The 15,714-nt window shown below is 74.0% G+C and carries 13 protein-coding genes and 1 tRNA gene; 9 read left to right on the top strand and 5 right to left on the bottom strand.

The genetic code is table 11. From position 1 onward, the window contains the following. Positions 1-3 precede the first annotated feature (3 nt). Positions 4-1,341 carry a 3-phosphoshikimate 1-carboxyvinyltransferase gene (gene aroA, locus ACPYO6_RS09180; RefSeq protein WP_425714553.1) on the bottom strand — a complete coding sequence of 446 codons (1,338 nt, stop codon included), beginning with the start codon at positions 1,339-1,341 and terminating at the stop codon, positions 4-6. A gap of 26 nt (positions 1,342-1,367) precedes the next feature. Further along, positions 1,368-1,862: a DoxX family protein gene (locus ACPYO6_RS09175; RefSeq protein ID WP_425714552.1), complete on the bottom strand. Its 495-nt coding sequence runs from the start codon at positions 1,860-1,862 to the stop codon at positions 1,368-1,370. Positions 1,863-1,940: 78 nt separating this feature from the next. Between ACPYO6_RS09175 and ACPYO6_RS09170 the strand changes: the two genes are divergently transcribed. The 4 genes from ACPYO6_RS09170 (at position 1,941) to ACPYO6_RS09155 (ending at position 4,308) form a co-directional block, all read left to right on the top strand. After that, positions 1,941-2,657: a sigma-70 family RNA polymerase sigma factor gene (locus tag ACPYO6_RS09170; RefSeq protein WP_425714551.1), complete on the top strand. Its 717-nt coding sequence runs from the start codon at positions 1,941-1,943 to the stop codon at positions 2,655-2,657. Next, complete coding sequence (gene rsrA / locus ACPYO6_RS09165; protein WP_425714550.1) at positions 2,654-2,974, top strand: mycothiol system anti-sigma-R factor; 321 nt, start codon at positions 2,654-2,656, stop codon at positions 2,972-2,974. The genes ACPYO6_RS09170 and rsrA overlap by 4 nt, the downstream gene beginning before the upstream one ends. 150 nt (positions 2,975-3,124) lie before the next feature. Beyond that, entirely contained in the window at positions 3,125-3,199 is a 75-nt protein-coding gene (locus ACPYO6_RS09160; RefSeq protein WP_425714665.1) for a 50S ribosomal protein bL37, read from the top strand. A 137-nt stretch (positions 3,200-3,336) separates the two neighbouring features. Then, complete coding sequence (locus tag ACPYO6_RS09155; RefSeq protein WP_425714549.1) at positions 3,337-4,308, top strand: zinc-binding dehydrogenase; 972 nt, start codon at positions 3,337-3,339, stop codon at positions 4,306-4,308. 122 nt (positions 4,309-4,430) lie between these two features. Here the strand turns inward: ACPYO6_RS09155 and ACPYO6_RS09150 are convergent, their stop codons facing one another. Together ACPYO6_RS09150 and ACPYO6_RS09145 are read right to left on the bottom strand one after the other, a co-directional pair. Further along, on the bottom strand, positions 4,431-5,027 hold the full coding sequence (locus ACPYO6_RS09150) for a GDSL-type esterase/lipase family protein (protein WP_425714548.1): 597 nt from the start codon (positions 5,025-5,027) through the stop codon (positions 4,431-4,433). A 117-nt stretch (positions 5,028-5,144) separates the two neighbouring features. Further along, positions 5,145-9,020 (bottom strand): multifunctional oxoglutarate decarboxylase/oxoglutarate dehydrogenase thiamine pyrophosphate-binding subunit/dihydrolipoyllysine-residue succinyltransferase subunit, encoded by a 3,876-nt coding sequence (locus ACPYO6_RS09145; protein ID WP_425714547.1) that lies wholly within the window; start codon positions 9,018-9,020, stop codon positions 5,145-5,147. A gap of 416 nt (positions 9,021-9,436) precedes the next feature. Here ACPYO6_RS09145 and ACPYO6_RS09140 point away from each other — a divergent pair, with 416 nt between their 5' ends. Both ACPYO6_RS09140 and ACPYO6_RS09135 read left to right on the top strand, forming a co-directional pair. Then, the gene (locus tag ACPYO6_RS09140) at positions 9,437-10,780 is read left to right on the top strand and encodes a M23 family metallopeptidase (RefSeq protein ID WP_425714546.1); all 1,344 of its coding nucleotides are present in this window, start codon (positions 9,437-9,439) and stop codon (positions 10,778-10,780) included. Between the two features lie 2 nt (positions 10,781-10,782). Continuing rightward, positions 10,783-11,559 carry a glycerophosphodiester phosphodiesterase family protein gene (locus ACPYO6_RS09135; RefSeq protein WP_425714545.1) on the top strand — a complete coding sequence of 259 codons (777 nt, stop codon included), beginning with the start codon at positions 10,783-10,785 and terminating at the stop codon, positions 11,557-11,559. 107 nt (positions 11,560-11,666) lie between these two features. Here the strand turns inward: ACPYO6_RS09135 and ACPYO6_RS09130 are convergent. Beyond that, positions 11,667-11,739, bottom strand: a tRNA-Arg gene (locus ACPYO6_RS09130). Positions 11,740-11,889: 150 nt separating this feature from the next. On the opposite strand from ACPYO6_RS09130, the gene ACPYO6_RS09125 reads away from it, so the two are divergent. The 3 genes from ACPYO6_RS09125 to lysA all read left to right on the top strand — a co-directional run bounded on the left by ACPYO6_RS09125 (position 11,890) and on the right by lysA (position 15,620). Continuing rightward, positions 11,890-12,450 (top strand): hypothetical protein, encoded by a 561-nt coding sequence (locus tag ACPYO6_RS09125; protein ID WP_425714544.1) that lies wholly within the window; start codon positions 11,890-11,892, stop codon positions 12,448-12,450. A 66-nt stretch (positions 12,451-12,516) separates the two neighbouring features. Further along, positions 12,517-14,196: an arginine--tRNA ligase gene (gene argS / locus ACPYO6_RS09120; protein ID WP_425714543.1), complete on the top strand. Its 1,680-nt coding sequence runs from the start codon at positions 12,517-12,519 to the stop codon at positions 14,194-14,196. A gap of 26 nt (positions 14,197-14,222) precedes the next feature. After that, positions 14,223-15,620 (top strand): diaminopimelate decarboxylase, encoded by a 1,398-nt coding sequence (lysA, locus tag ACPYO6_RS09115; RefSeq protein WP_425714664.1) that lies wholly within the window; start codon positions 14,223-14,225, stop codon positions 15,618-15,620. Positions 15,621-15,714: the final 94 nt, after the last annotated feature.

Below are 15,714 nucleotides of genomic sequence, written 5' to 3'. Positions count from 1 at the left end.
TGCTCATCCCAGCAGCGCGTTCCAGCGCGGGACGAAGTCGGGGATGGTCTTCGCCGTCGTCCCCACGTCGCGGATCCCGACCCCGTCGACCCGCAGCCCGAGGATCGCCGCGAAGGTCGCCATGCGGTGGTCGCCGTACGTCTCGACCGTGGCGCCGTGGAGGAAGGCGGGCTCGACGACGATGCCGTCCTCGGTCTCGTGCGCCGCGCCCCCGAGCCGGCGCAGCTCCGTGACGATCGCGGCCAGGCGGTCGGTCTCGTGGCCGCGCAGGTGCGCGATCCCGTGCAGGTGGGTCGGGGTCGTCGCGAGGGCGGCGACGGCCGCGATCGTCGGGGTGAGCTCCCCGACGTCGTGCAGGTCGACCTCGATGCCGCGCAGGTCGCCCGCGTCCGGACCGGTGACGGACAGGACGTCCTCGGCCGGCCAGTCCACCTCGGCGCCCATCATCGCGAGCAGGCCGGGCATCGCGTCGCCCGCCTGCGTCGTGCTCGTCGGCCAGCCCGGCACCCGCACGGTCCCGCCCGTCACGGCGGCCGCGGCGAGGAACGGGCCCGCGTTCGACAGGTCCGGCTCGATGGCGACCTCGCCGCCGCGGACCGGCCCGGGGGAGACGACCCAGCGCACCGGCACGCCGTCCTCCTCGTGCACCTCGACCTCGACCCCGCGCTCGCGCAGCGTGGCCACCGTCATCGCGACGTGGGGGAGCGAGGGCATGGGTGCGCCGACGTGCCGCAGGTCGATCCCGCGCGCGAAGGCGGGCGCCACGAGGAGGAGGGCGGAGACGAACTGCGACGACGACGAGGCGTCGACGTCGACGACCCCGCCCTCGACCCGGCCGCGCCCGTGGACGGTCAGCGGCAGGACCTCGGACCCGGGCCCGCCGGCCGCGTCGACCTCGATCCCGAGCCCGCGCAGGGCGGCCACGAGCGGTGCCATCGGGCGCACGCGCGCGTGCGGGTCGCCGTCGAGCCGGGTGTCCCCGGGGGCGAGCGCAGCGAGCGGCGGGACGAACCGCATGACCGTGCCGGCGAGTCCGCAGTCGATCGACGTGCCGCCGACGACGGGGCCCGGCGTGACGCGCCAGTCGGTGCCGACGTCCTCGACGGAGGCCCCGAGCGCGCGCAGCGCCTCGGCCATGAGCAGGGTGTCGCGCGAGCGCAGCGGGCGGCGCAGGAGGGTGGGACCGTCCGCGATCGCGGCGAGGAGCAGCGCGCGGTTCGTCTGGGACTTCGAGCCGGGGACGTCGGCGGTGGCGTCCAGGGGGCCGCTCGAGCGCGGGGCGGGCCAGATGTCGGAGGTGGTCACGTGCCCAGGGTAGGGCCCCGGCCGGCGGCGGGACATGGCCGTCGCCGCCGGCCGCACCGGGCTCAGTCGGTGTACTTCTCCTTGACCTCGGCCTTGGCCGCGCGGATCTCGGCGCGCTGCTCGAGGCTGTTCCCGAGCTTCCAGCGCAGCGACGGCTCGCCGCCTCGGTCGGCGGCGGCGGTGAACAGGCCGCCCACGAGGCCCGCGTAGGCGAGGAGGTCGGACGTCATCTCCTTGCGCTCCTCGCCCTCCGCGGTCCACACGGGGTTGCGCGCGACGGCGACGGGGGCCGAGACGAGGGCGAGCGTGAAGGCCGCGGTGCGCGGCTTGCGGCCCGTGGCCAGCGCGAGCGCGGACACGGTGGTGACGACGCCGAGGGCGCGCGTGAGCAGCTCGGGCGCGGCCGTGACCTGCTCGGGGACGCCCAGCTTCTCCAGTGTCGGCCGGATGCGCTCCACCTTCTCGGCGTGCTTCTGCGGCTTGGTGACGGCCCCGATGCCGTCGGCCAGGAAGGGCGCGGCGAGCAGGGGGCGGGCGATGATCGCGTGGAGGCTCATGTCACCATTCTTGCCACATCCGGGGCCGCGAGGCACGCGGACGGAATACATCGGCACCGCCACCTGGTTGTCCAGGGCATGAGCATGGCGACCCTCGAGCGGCCCGTGGCCCGCCGCGGTCTAGTCTGGGCCGGGATGACCACCGACGACGCGCCGCGCACCGGCGCCGTGACCACGCCCGACGACGTCGGGGAGGATCTCGACCGCGCGCCCGCGGGCGAGAGCGACGACGACCGGGCCGCCCGGTTCGAGGCCGAGGCGCTCCCGTACATCGACCAGCTCTACGGCGCGGCGATGCGGATGACCCGCAACCCGTCCGACGCCGAGGACCTCGTGCAGGAGTCGTTCACCAAGGCGTTCGCCGCCTTCCACCAGTACCGGCCGGGGACGAACCTCAAGGCCTGGCTGTACCGGATCCTCACGAACACCTACATCAACACGTACCGCAAGAAGCAGCGCGAGCCCATGCAGACCGACGCCGACGCGGTGGAGGACTGGCAGATGCACGCGGCCGCCTCGCACACGTCGACCGGGCTGCGCTCGGCGGAGACCGAGGCGCTGGAGTCCCTGCCGGACTCCGAGGTCAAGGACGCGCTCGCCGAGCTGCAGGAGGACTTCCGGCTCGCGGTGTACCTCGCCGACGTCGAGGGATTCGCCTACAAGGAGATCGCCGAGATCATGGGGACCCCGATCGGGACCGTCATGTCCCGCCTGCACCGCGGGCGCCGCCAGCTGCGCGAGCTCCTGGCCGACCACGCCCGCGAGCTCGGTATCCGGACGGAGGTGACCAAGTGACCACGCCCTACGACGACGACGCACTCGCGGACCGCATCGTGCGGGCCGTCGAGGCGGACGTGCCCGCGGGCCCGTGCTCCTGCGAGGAGCTGACCGACCAGGTGTACGAGTTCATCGACGCCGAGCTCGGCGACGCCCACCGGGAGCGCCTGCGGCGGCATGTCCAGACGTGCGAGACCTGTCGCGGCGAGGTCGACGCCGCCGCGCACGTGAAGACGATCCTGCGCCGCTCGTGCACCGAGCAGGCGCCGGAATCGCTGCGCGCGCGCATCGTCTCGCAGCTCTCGGTCGTCAGCGTGACGGTCGAGCGCCGCTGAACGAGCGGGCTGCCCGCGGTGCCGCGCACCGCGCTGTGCGCGCAACCCGCGTCACGCACGGCACCGTCGCGCCCGTCCGCGCCGTGTGGGAGGATGGCCCGTCCAGTCCTCCCGCGCAGCGGGAGACCTCCGAGTCCTCGAGGAGCACTCATGTCCAAGCGCGGACGCAAGCGGAAGGCCCGCAAGAACGGCGCTGCCAACCACGGCAAGCGGCCCAACGCCTGATCGCGACGACGGCCCCCGGCGATGCCGGGGGCCGTTCTCGTCCGTGGGGGAGCGGGGCGGCGGGCGGTGCAGCGGGCAGGGGGCCGCGGGTCACCGACGATCCGGGACGACACGGCGGTGCCGCCTAGGCTGACCGCATGCGTGCCGCCACCGTCGTCAGCCAGGATCCGGACGAGCCGCTCGCGGGTCTCGTCGTCGGGGACGTCCCCGCGCCCGACGTGCCGGAGGACTGGGTGCGCGTGAAGGTGCGCGCCGCCGCCCTCAACCACCACGACCTCTGGTCGCTGCGAGGCGTGGGGCTGCCCGCCGACCGGCTCCCGATGGTCCTCGGCTGCGACGCGGCCGGCGTGACCGACGACGGCCGCGAGGTGATCGTGCACTCCGTCGTCGGCGACCCGGCGTGGGAGGGCGACGAGACCCTCGACCCGGCGCGGACCCTGCTCTCGGAGCGGTACCCCGGGACCCTGGCCGAGCACGTGCACGTCCCCGCGCGCAACCTCGTCGACAAGGCGCCGGAGCTCTCGTTCGCCGAGGCCGCGTGCCTGCCGACCGCGTGGCTGACCGCCTACCGGATGCTGACGACGGTGGGTCGGGTCCGCGCGGGGGAGACCGTGCTCGTCCAGGGCGCGACCGGCGGGGTTGCGGGCGCCGCGATCTCGCTGGCCCGCCTCATGGGCGCTCGGGTCGTCGCCACCTCGCGGAGCGAGGCCGGTCGCGCGCTGGCCACGGAGCTCGGCGCGCACGAGGTGCTGCCGAGCGGCGGGCGGCTCACGGAGCGGGCCGACCTCGTCGTCGAGTCGGTGGGCCGGGCCACGTGGGGGCACTCGCTGCGGTCGCTGCGTCCTGGCGGGCGGGTGGTCGTGTGCGGCGCGACGTCGGGCGACGCGCCCCCGGCCGAGCTGAGCCGGGTGTTCTTCCGGTCGCTGGCCGTGCTCGGCTCGACGATGGGCACGCGGGACGAGCTCGAGGCGCTCCAGCGCGCGCTCGTGGCCACCGGCGTGCGGCCGCGCGCCGAGGTGATCGGTTCCCTCGACGCCGTGCCCGAGGGGCTCGTTCGCATGGAGCGGGGCGAGATCGCGGGCAAGCTCGTCGTCGAGCCCGCCCCCTGACCCGTCGAGAGTGCGGTTCGTTCCCGTCGAGACTGCGGTTGGGAGCCGCCCTCACGTGTCGAGAGTGCGGTTGGGAGTCGCCCCCTACTTGTCGAGAGTGCGGCTGAGCCGGCCGAGACCGGTCAGGCCGCGCGGTCCTCGGCGCCGAGCCAGCCGTGCCAGCCCTCGTGGAGGACGAGCCACGCGAGCAGCCCGTACCCGGCCTGGCCCGGCACCACGCCGTTGCCGCCGTACATGTCCGCGAGCCACTGCTCGTGGGAGCGCAGCGGCTCGAACGTCTCGACGTAGGGCACGTGGCGGCGGCGGCACACGTCCGCGAACGCGTCCGAGACCGTGCCGAGCGCGCGCTCGTCGACCCGGAGCCGGGGCGGGGGACCGACCACGAAGGTCCGCACGTCCGAGGCCGATGCGGCGTCGAGGACGTTTGCGAGGTTGAGCCGCGAGCGCGCGGTCGAGACGCCGGAGGTGACGTCGGAGGCGGAGAGGCCGATGACGAGCCGGTTGTCGTCGAGGGCGTCGAACCGGCTCGCGGTCTCGCTCTCCCAGCGTGCGGCGAGGTTCGTCGAGGTCTCTCCGGGCACGGGCAGCGCGGCGACGAACGGGTCGACCTCGTGGCGCGTCCGCGCAAGGACGCGGCCGACCCAGCCCAAGGCCCGCGCGTCCCCCTGTCCCGCCACCAGCTCGTCGCCGAGCACGCAGATCCGCACGCCGTCGCTCATACCCCTCCTTCACCGGGCCCCGTCGTGCACGGGGACGCTCCATCCTGCCCCACCGCTGACACGCCGCGGGCGGCCACCCCGTGAGGAGCGGCCGCCCGCGGCGTCGTCGCTCGACCGTCAGCGCGCGAACGCGTCGGCCACGAGCTGCGCGTTCTCGGCCGCGTGGGTCTTCGCGGAGCCGGCCGACGGGGAGGCCGCCGCCGGGCGCGAGACGAGCTTCATCGGACGGCCGAACACGTGCAGGTTCGCCGCGAGGAAGGGCCACGCGCCCTGGTTGGCGGGCTCGTCCTGGACCCACACGAGCTCGGCGTCACCGAACGGCTCGATCGCCCGGAGGACGTCCTCGGTCGGGACCGGGTAGAGCTGTTCGAGACGCACGATCGCGGTGCGGGTGTCGCCGGCCTTCTTCCGGGCCGCCGCCAGGTCGTAGAACACGCGCCCCGAGCACAGCAGCACGCGGTCGACCTGTCCGCCGCCCGCGACCACCTGCTCGTCGACCTCGCCGATGACGCGCTGCAGCGCGCCCTCGGTGAAGTCCTCGACCGACGACGCGGCCGCCTTGAGGCGCAGCAGCTGCTTGGGGGAGAAGACCACCATGGGGCGGCGGGGCTGCGCGTACGCCTGCTGTCGCAGGAAGTGGAAGTAGTTGCCCGGCGTCGAGGGCTGGACGAGCAGCATGTTGTCCTGCGCCGCCAGGGTGAGGAAGCGCTCGATGCGTGCCGAGGAGTGGTCCGGCCCCTGCCCCTCGTAGCCGTGGGGGAGGAGCAGGACCAGCGAGGAGGACTGCCCCCACTTCTGCTCGGCCGAGGAGATGAACTCGTCGATGATGATCTGCGCGCCGTTGGCGAAGTCGCCGAACTGCGCCTCCCACAGCACGAGGGCGTCGGGCCGCTCGATCGAGTAGCCGTACTCGAAGCCCATCGCCGCGTACTCGCTGAGCGAGGAGTCGTAGATCCACAGCTTTGCCTGGTCGGGGGTGAGGAAGCGCAGCGGCGTCCACTCCTTGCCGTCGACGTTGTCGTGGAAGACCGCGTGCCGCTGGACGAACGTGCCGCGCCGCGAGTCCTGGCCCGCGAGGCGCACCGGGGTGCCCTCCATGAGCAGCGAGCCGAAGGCGATGAGCTCGCCCATGCCCCAGTCGATGCCGCCCTCCTTGGCCATCTTCACGCGCCGCTCGGTGAGCTGCTTGAGCTTGGGGTGCAGGGTGAAGCCCTCGGGCACCCGGGCGTGGGCCTCGCCCACGCGCTCGACGACCGCGGGGCTCACCGCCGTCGACCAGCCGACCATGAGGCCGGCGTCCTCCTGCTGGGCCGACGGCTTCTCGAGGCCGGCGACCGAGTCGCCGCCGTCGCGCCCGTTGCGGTCCTTCGACGCCGCGAAGCCCTCGTCGAGGGTGCGCTGGAACTCCGCCATCGCCTCGGCGCTCTGCTCCTCGGTGATGTCGCCGCGCCCGATGAGGGACTCCTGGTAGAGCGTGCGCACCGACTTCTTCTCGTCGATGAGGCGGTACATCACCGGCTGCGTCATCGAGGGGTCGTCGCCCTCGTTGTGGCCGCGCCTGCGGTAGCAGACGAGGTCGATGACGACGTCCTTGTGGAACTCCTCGCGGAACTCGAACGCGAGCTCGGCCACCCGGGCGACCGCCTCGGGGTCGTCGCCGTTGACGTGGAGGACGGGGATCTGCAGGCCCTTGACGATGTCGGACGCGTAGTAGGACGAGCGCGACGACGACGGCGAGGTCGTGAAGCCGATCTGGTTGTTGACGATGACGTGGACCGTTCCGCCCACGCGGTACCCGGGCAGCTGGGAGAGGTTGAGCGTCTCGGTGACCACGCCCTGCCCGGCGAACGACGCGTCGCCGTGGATGAGCACCGGCAGCACCGAGAACCCCTTGTCGCCGAGGTCGATGCGGTCCTGCTTCGCGCGGACCACGCCCTCGAGGACGCCGTCGACCGCCTCGAGGTGGGACGGGTTCGCGGCGAGGTAGACGCTCGTGACCCCGCCGTCGGGCGACTCGTGCTTGCCCTCCGTGCCGAGGTGGTACTTGACGTCCCCCGACCCGGCGAGGTCGAAGTTGCCCTCGAACTCGCCGAAGATCTGGGAGTAGGACTTGCCGGCGACGTTCGCGAGCACGTTGAGCCGGCCGCGGTGGGGCATGCCGATCGCGACGCTGTCGAGCCCCTCGGCGGCGGCGCCGTTGAGGATCGTGTCGAGCAGCGGGATGAGCGACTCGCCGCCCTCGAGGGAGAACCGCTTCTGGCCGACGAACTTCGTCTGCAGGAACGTCTCGAAAGCCTCGGCCTTGTTGAGCATCGAGAGGATCCTCAGCTGCTGCTCCGAGGACGGCTTCGCGTAGGGCCGTTCGAGTCGCTCCTGGAACCACGTGCGCTGTGCGCGGTCGGCGAGGTGCATGTACTCGATCCCGACCGTGCGGCAGTACGCGTCCCGCAGGTTGTTGAGGATCTCGCGCAGCGTGGCGCGGTTGCTCCCCCCGAACCCGCCGGTGGGGTATTTGCGCTCGAGGTCCCACAGGCTCAGCCCGTAGTTCGTGATGTCGAGGTCCGCGTGCATGCGCTGGCGGTAGGAGATCGGGTCGGTGTTCGCCATGAGGTGGCCGCGGGACCGGTAGGCGTGGATGAGCTCGGCGATGCGGGCGGGCTTGCCCAGCTCGGTCTCGGCGTCGAACTCCGTGTCCTTCTTCCAGCGCACGGGCTCGTAGGGCACCTGCATGGCGACGAACACGCGGTCGTAGAAGCCGTCCTCGCCGAGCAGCTTCGTGGCGATCGCCCGGAGGAACTCGCCCGACGCCGCGCCCTGGATGATGCGGTGGTCGTAGGTCGAGGTGAGGGTGAGGATCTTCGAGACGCCGAGCCGGGCGATCGTCTGCTCGGAGGCGCCCTGGTACTCGGCGGGGTAGTCCATCGCGCCGACGCCGACGATGACGCCCTGCCCGTTCATCAGGCGGGGGATCGAGTGGACGGTGCCGATGCCGCCGGGGTTGGTCAGCGTGGCGGTCGTGCCCTGGAAGTCCTCGACCGTCAGCTCGTTCGTGCGCGCCTTGGCCACGAGCGCCTCGTAGCCGGCGACGAACTCGGCGAAGTCGAGGGTGTCGGCCTTCTTCACGCTCGGCACCACGAGGGTCCGGGTGCCGTCCGGGCGGGGCAGGTCGACGGCGAGCCCGAAGTTGATGTGGGCGGGCCGGACGAGGGCGGGCTTCCCGTCCTCGGTGCTCCCGTAGGAGTTGTTCATGTCCGGCACCTCGGCGAGCGCCTCGACCATCGCGTAGCCGATGAGGTGCGTGAAGGACACCTTGCCGCCGCGCGAGCGCGTGAGGTGGGAGTTGATGACGAGGCGGTTGTCGACCAGGACCTTCGCGGGGACGGCGCGCACCGAGGTGGCGACGGGGATCTCCAGCGAGGTCTCCATGTTCTTCGCGGTGCGTTGGCTCGCCCCGCGGAGCTTGACGACCTCGTCCTCACGGCCCTCGCTGTTGTACCGGGCGATCGGCTTGGACGAGTCGCGGTAGGTGGCCGTCGCGGCCTGCGCCTCGACCGGCGGGGCCGGCGGGAGGTCGCCGCGGACGACCTGGACGGCGGAGTCGGTCGGGCGGCCCTGGGGGTCGGCCGGCCGGGTCTGCGGCTCGGGTGCGGACGAGACGTGCTCCGTCGGGGCGTCCTGCGGCGCCGGAGCCTGCTCGGCCCGACCCTCCGGGGCCGGGGCCTGGGCCTGGGCCGGGGCCTGCGCCGGAGCCGCCGGCGTCGACCGGACGGGGCTGCCGGCGGCGGGAGCCGCGGGCGCGGCAGCAGGCGCGGCGGGCACCTGAGCCCGGGCGGCAGGGGCCGGCTGCGCCTGCGCGGGCTCGCCCGCCGCGCGCTCGGCGAAGAACGTCTGCCACGACTCGTCGACCGACGTGGGGTCCTGCCGGTACCGCTCGTACAGCTCCTCGATGAGCCATGCGTTCGGGCCGAAGTTGTCGTGATCCTGGGTGGACACCGTGGGAAACCGCCTTGTTCCGAGTCGTGGGGGAGCGCGTTCTGCCGCCGTTCAAGGTTAGGGCGAAGCAGTGCCGAAACCCCAGCCACGCGCGGTTTCGGGCCGGAGTTCGGGTGTTCGCGGGCGCCGCGGGGGCCCACGTCCCAAGCAGCGGCAAAGACCCACCCTGGGGCGTGCCGTGCGATGGTCCCGATCGTCCTGCTGCCGGACTGTGGACGGGCGGTCCGGGCGGTGCGCGACCCTCGGTACCCTGGTGCGCGTCGGGCGGGTGTGCTTGGTCACCGAGCCGCCGGATCCCTGGACCGGACCGACCCCGGCAGTTATCGTTTCGTGATCAACCGCTTCCGCGTGCGGGCCTGCCCGCGCCGCCGGGGCGGACCCGCGCCCGTCGCCCCCGCTGGAAGGTCCCTGTCGTCATGCCTGACTCCGCCACCTCGAGCCCCCGGCTCAGGCGACGGGACCTCCGGTCGGTCGGCACCATGACCGGCCCGACGACGACGAACCCCCAGGTCGGACCGGACACCGACGCCGCGGACCTCGGTACGCCGGCCACCGCCCCCGCTCGTGAGACCGCGGCGGAGCCGTCCGGCTCGTCGGTGCCCGCCACCCGCGTCCGTCGCCGTGACCTGCGCGCGACCTCGACGTCCGTGACGGCCCCCATGCCGACCACCGACCAGGCAGCCGGCCGGGCTCCGGAGCCGGGAGCGGACGCCGGACGCCCCGTCGTCGGCCCGGGTCGCTACCCGACGCGTCGGGAGCTGCGCGCCCGGGCGGCCGCCGCACCGGCCACCACCACCCGGTCCGCCACCACCACCCGCTCGGCCACCACCACCCGCTCGGCCGCCACCACTCCCTTGGCCGCCACCACTCCCTTGGCCGCCACCACCCCCTCGACGGCTACCACCCGCCGCGAGCGCCGTGCCGCCGCGCGTCGGCCCGCGAGCCGGCAGGGGATCGCCGGCCTCGTGCGTGCGGGTGCCCGCCACCGCCGCCCGCTCGTCCGGACCTCGGTGGTCGCGGCGGCGGCCGTCGGCGTCGTCGCCGTGGGTCTCCCGATCGTCCAGCAGTCCGCAGCGCCCGCCGAGGCCCAGCTCCAGTCCGGCCAGCCGGTCACCGCGCTGACCGCGCCGACCTACTCGGTGCTCACCGACGGCGCGGGGCAGGACACCACCGTCGCGTCGGAGCTGCGCGAGTCCGACGGCGCCGGCGCGCGGGCGACCTACGCGGCCGCCAGCCGCTCGGAGGCCCGCGACGACCTGCGCTGCTCGCCCGAGCTCGCGGCGTCCGGCGCCCGCGCCGCGCTCTCGGAGGGCTCCGGCACCGTCATGCCGATGACGGCCGACACCTACCGCCTCTCGTCCCCGTACGGCTGGCGGACCCACCCCATCTCGGGCGGCCGGAGCTTCCACCCCGGGGACGACTTCGCGGCTCCCTTCGGCACCCCGATCTACGCGGTCGCCGACGGCGTCGTCACCCACGCCGGCCCCGGCATCGAGGGCCGCTCCGGGACGCTCGTCATCATCGAGCACGAGGTCGACGGCCAGGTCTTCGAGACGTGGTCGACCCACATGTCGCCCTCCGGCGTCCACGTGACGGTGGGCGACGAGGTCTCGGCCGGCCAGCACTTCGCCGACGTCGGCTCGTGGGGCAACTCCACCGGGCCGCACCTGCACCTCGAGGTGCAAGTCGACGGCGAGACGGTCGCTCCGATCGAGTTCCTCGAGTCCCTCGGCGCGGTCGACCCGTCCCAGGCCTGCTGACCGTGGCCGGGCACCTGTTCGACGGCGTCGGACCGGTCGCGATCGCCCACCGGGGCGGGCGCCTGGAGGTCCCGGAGAACACGGCGGCCGCGGTCGCCCACGCCGCCGCCCTCGGAGTGGTGCTCGAGACCGACGCCCGGCTGACCGCCGACGGCGAGGTCGTCCTCTTCCACGACGACGACCTCGCGCGCACGACGTCCGCGACCGGACCGATCGAGGACCTCGACCTCGCCCGCGTCCAGGAGCTGAGCGTCGAGGGCGGGGGAGCGCCCGCGCGGCTCGCCGACGTCCTCGCCGCGCACCCCGACCTCCGGCTCAACATCGACGCCAAGACCGACGAGGTCGCCGCGCCGCTCGTCGAGGTCGTCGCCGCAGCCGGCGCCGCCGACCGCGTGTGCCTCGCGGCCTTCTCCGACGCGCGGCTCGCCCGCATGCGTGAGCTCCTGCCGGTCCCGGCGTCGCTCGGGCCAGGAGACGTGGCGCGTCTCGTCGTCGGGTCCGTCCTCCCGGTCGTCGGCCCGATGCTCGCGCGGCGCGTGCCCGGCCCGGACGCCGGCGTCGTGGCCGTCCAGGTTCCCGAGCGCTACCGGGGCGTCGTCCCCGTCGTCACCCGTAGGTTCGTCGCCGCCGCGCACCGGCGCGGGCTCCAGGTGCATGTGTGGACGGTCAACGAGAAGGTGGACATGGAGCGGCTGCTCGACCTCGGCGTGGACGGGATCATCACCGACCGCCCGACCCTGCTCGTCGAGGTGCTCTCCGCGCGCGGCCCCTGGCACTGACCGGTCCGGCACGCCCGAACGGGGGGGGGCGCGTGCTCACTCGTCGGGAGGACGTCCGCTCGCTCGCCGAGAAGAATCCCCGCACTCATCGCGGGTGGGCGCGAAAGTACCCCCGACTGGATTCGAACCAGCGACCTTCTGCTCCGGAGGCAGACGCTCTATCCACTGAGCTACGGGGGCATACGCCCGCAGGCGCCCGGACATCCTATCCCGCCCACGGCGTGCCACGGTCGCAGGTGAGAGTGCTCCCGACCACGTACCCTGTCCACCGGCGGCCGCACGGGCCGCGGCGGCCACGGCCGCACGAGGTCGAGCACGAGGGGCGCACGGATGGCGGCACGGACGGGGGGTCGGTCCGACACCCGACTCATCGTCACGATGATCGTCTCGACCCTCGTCCTGCTCGCGGTCATCATCGGCGGCACGCTCGTCCTCGACGGCGCACGCGGGCCGTCGATCGACGACCGTAACCTCGGCCCGCGCATCCCCACCAGCGTCGTCTACACCGACGACGGCGCGGCCACGACCTACTCCCTCACCGGCGACTGGGAGACGTGGGACGGGGCCACCACCGCAGGAGCGGTCGAGGGCTGGCAGGGGACCTACTCGTCGGGCTCCGACTCCGTCGCCTACGGGGCCGCCCGGTTCACCTCGCAGGAGGACGTCGACGCGTTCACCGAGCAGCTCACCAGCGAGCTCGAGGCCGCCGGAGCGACGGTGCGCAGCGAGGGCGAGACGAACACGGACGGCACCGGGACGCTGCGGATCCTCGACACGGCCGACCCGAACGCGCCGGTGCAGTACCTGTGGGACAACGGGCGCGGCCTCGTCTTCACGCTCGCCGGCGAGGACTGGCCCGTCTACGAGATGTACGTCGCCCACGAGCTGTAGCAGGGCTCGCACCCGGGAGGGCCGGCCCGGCGCGGAACGGCGCCCGCGCGGAACTACCCTGGGGGCGTGACCCCAGAAGCACTCGCCGACCTCATCGCCGCCCAGCTGGCGGCCCTCGCCGCCGACGGCACGATCGCGCTGCCCGCGGACGCCGTCCCCGCCACCGTCAAGGTCGAGCGACCCCGCCAGCGCGAGCACGGCGACTGGGCGACCAACGTGGCGATGCAGCTGGCGAAGAAGGCGGGCACGAACCCGCGCGAGCTCGCCACCCTGCTGGCCGAGCGCCTGGCCGGCCAGGACGGTGTCGCCGCCGCCGAGGTGGCCGGTCCCGGCTTCCTCAACATCCGGCTCGAGGCCGGCGCCGCCGGCGAGCTCGCCCGGACGATCGTCGAGTCCGGCGCAGCCTACGGGCGATCGGAGAAGAACGCGGGCCGCCGCATCAACCTCGAGTTCGTCTCGGCCAACCCGACCGGTCCCATCCACATCGGCGGCGTGCGCTGGGCCGCCGTGGGGGACTCGCTCGCCCGCGTCCTGCAGGCCACCGGCGCCGAGGTCACCCGCGAGTACTACTTCAACGACCACGGCGCGCAGATCGACCGCTTCGCCCGCTCGCTGCTCGCCCGCGCCCGCGGCGAGGAGGCACCGGAGGACGGGTACGGCGGCCAGTACATCTCCGACATCGCGGACGCGGTGACGGCCGACGCCGTGGCGGCCGGTGAGCCCGAGCCCGCGACCCTGCCCGACGCCGAGGCGCAGGAGGCCTTCCGGTCCCGAGGCGTCGAGCGCATGTTCGGCGAGATCCGCTCGGCGCTGCACGACTTCGGGGTCGACTTCGACGTCTACTTCCACGAGGACTCCCTCCACGAGTCCGGTGCCGTCGACCGGGCGATCCAGCGGCTGCGCGACGCCGGCCACATGTTCGAGGCCGACGGCGCCACCTGGCTGCGCACCACCTCCTTCGGCGACGACAAGGACCGCGTGGTCGTCAAGTCCGACGGCGAGACCGCCTACATCGCCGGCGACATCGCGTACTACCTCGACAAGCGTGAGCGCGGCTTCGACGAGGTCGTCATCATGCTCGGCGCCGACCACCACGGGTACGTCGGCCGCATGATGGCGGTCTGCGCGGCGTTCGGCGACGAGCCCGGGGTCAACCTCCAGCTGCTCATCGGCCAGATGGTCTACCTGCTGAAGAACGGCGAGCCCCTGCGGATGTCGAAGCGCGCCGGCACGGTCGTCACGCTCGAGGACCTCGTCGACGCCGTCGGCGTGGACGCCGCCCGCTACTCGCTCGCGCGCTCGTCGACCGACTCCTCGATCGACCTCGACCTCGACCTGCTCACCGAGCGGTCGAACGAGAACCCCGTCTACTACGTCCAGTACGCGCACGCCCGCACCCGCGCCGTCGCACGCAACGCGGAGGAGCACGGCGTGCGCCGGGACCTCGGCTTCGCGCCCGAGCTCCTCGACGACCCCGCCGACGCCGCGCTGCTCGGGGTGCTCGGCTCGTTCCCGCAGATCGTGGCCATGGCCGGCGACCTGCGCGAGCCGCACCGCGTGGCTCGCTACCTCGAGGACCTCGCCACCGCCTACCACCACTGGTACGGCCAGGTCCGCGTCACCCCCCGCGGCGAGGGCCCGGTCGAGGACGCGCACCACACGCGGCTGTGGCTCAACGACGCCACCACCCAGGTCATCGCCACCGGCCTCGGGCTGCTCGGCGTCAGTGCCCCGGAGCGCATGTGAGCGGGGAGGCGGCGGGGACGTCCCCGGTGGACCTGTCCGCGCTCGTCGCGCCCGAGCCCGACGGCTCGGTCGCCGGCCCGTGGTCGACCACGACCGAGCGCGACGACGCCGGCGCCCTGACCGTCGGGGGAGTGGCGATCACCGACCTCGCCGCCGAGCACGGCACCCCGGCGTACGTCCTCGACCTCGCCGACCTGCGCGGGCGGGCCGCCGCCTACGCCGACGCGTTCGACCGGCACTTCGCCACGGAGCGCGGCCTCGCGGGCGCCGACGTCTACTACGCGGGCAAGGCGCTGCTCACCGTCGGCGTGGCGCGGCTCGTGCACGCCGCCGGACTCAGGGTCGACACCTCGACCGGCGGGGAGCTCGCCACCGCGCTCGCCGCCGGCGTGCCCGGCGCGGACATCGGCCTGCACGGGAACAACAAGTCCGACGACGAGATCGCCGCGGCGATCGACGCCGGGGTCGGCCGGCTCGTCCTCGACTCGCTTGCCGAGATCGACCGGGTCGCCATGATCGCCGCCGAGCGCGGCACCTCGGTCCCCGTCATGGTCCGGGTGACCACGGGCGTGCACGCCGGCGGGCACGAGTTCATCGCCACGGCCCACGAGGACCAGAAGTTCGGCCTCTCGCTCGCCTCCGGGGCGGCCCGCGAGGCGGTCGACCGGATCCTCGCCCTCCCGGCGCTCGAGCTGATCGGCCTGCACAGCCACATCGGGAGCCAGATCCTCGACCTCGCCGGCTTCGAGGCCGCCGCCCGCGCGGTGCTCGAGCTGCGCGAGGACGTGCGCCGCGAGACCGGGCGCGTCCTGCCCGAGGTCGACCTCGGCGGCGGGTACGGCATCCGGTACACGGGTGCCGACGCGACCCCGCCCACGCCCGACGAGGTCGCCGCCACCCTCGCCCGCGTCGTCGCCGCCGAGTGCGCGCGCCTCGGCTCGCCCGTCCCGCGCGTCTCGGTCGAGCCCGGCCGCTCCGTGGTGGGCCCGGCCGGACTCACGCTCTACCGGGTCGGCATCGTCAAGGACGTCGCCCTCGACGGCGGCGCGTCCCGGCGGTACGTCGCCGTCGACGGCGGCATGTCGGACCACGTCCGCACCGCGCTCTACGAGGCCGAGTACACCGCGGCGCTCGCGGGCCGGCCCGGGGACGCCGCCCCGGTCGCGACCCGGGTGGTCGGCAAGCACTGCGAGTCCGGCGACATCGTCGTCCGCGACGTCGCGCTCCCCGGCGACGCCGGCCGGGGTGACCTCCTCGCCGTGCCGGCCACCGGCGCGTACGGGCGCTCGATGTCCAGCCAGTACAACCTCGTCCCGCGCCCGCCCGTGATCGGGGTCGAGGACGGTCGCTCCCGCGTGATGGTCCGGCGCGAGACGATCGACGACCTCCTCGCCCTCGACGCGGACCGCACGACCGGGGACTGACGGCCCGTCGCCGCTGCTCCGCTCCCGGACGGGCCACGGCCGCCGGGGCGCGCGCACCTATGCTGGCCCCCGGCCCCGCAGGCGCGGGGCGGAC

Origin of the sequence: Georgenia sp. Z1344 (assembly GCF_049856295.1) — a bacterium.
GTDB lineage: Bacteria > Actinomycetota > Actinomycetes > Actinomycetales > Actinomycetaceae > JB111.
The sequence above is the reverse complement of the archived record's forward strand: the minus strand, read 5'-3'. Positions and strand labels throughout refer to the sequence as shown.

Excerpts from the sequence above, each read along its gene's own strand:
- ACPYO6_RS09150 (WP_425714548.1), bottom strand. The coding sequence starts at position 5,027 with ATGAGCGACGGCGTGCGGATCTGCGTGCTCGGCGACGAGCTGGTGGCG.
- ACPYO6_RS09140 (WP_425714546.1), top strand. The coding sequence starts at position 9,437 with ATGCCTGACTCCGCCACCTCGAGCCCCCGGCTCAGGCGACGGGACCTC.
- ACPYO6_RS09170 (WP_425714551.1), top strand. The coding sequence starts at position 1,941 with ATGAGCATGGCGACCCTCGAGCGGCCCGTGGCCCGCCGCGGTCTAGTC.
- ACPYO6_RS09175 (WP_425714552.1), bottom strand. The coding sequence starts at position 1,862 with ATGAGCCTCCACGCGATCATCGCCCGCCCCCTGCTCGCCGCGCCCTTC.
- aroA (WP_425714553.1), bottom strand. The coding sequence starts at position 1,341 with ATGTCCCGCCGCCGGCCGGGGCCCTACCCTGGGCACGTGACCACCTCC.
- ACPYO6_RS09125 (WP_425714544.1), top strand. The coding sequence starts at position 11,890 with ATGGCGGCACGGACGGGGGGTCGGTCCGACACCCGACTCATCGTCACG.
- ACPYO6_RS09155 (WP_425714549.1), top strand. The coding sequence starts at position 3,337 with ATGCGTGCCGCCACCGTCGTCAGCCAGGATCCGGACGAGCCGCTCGCG.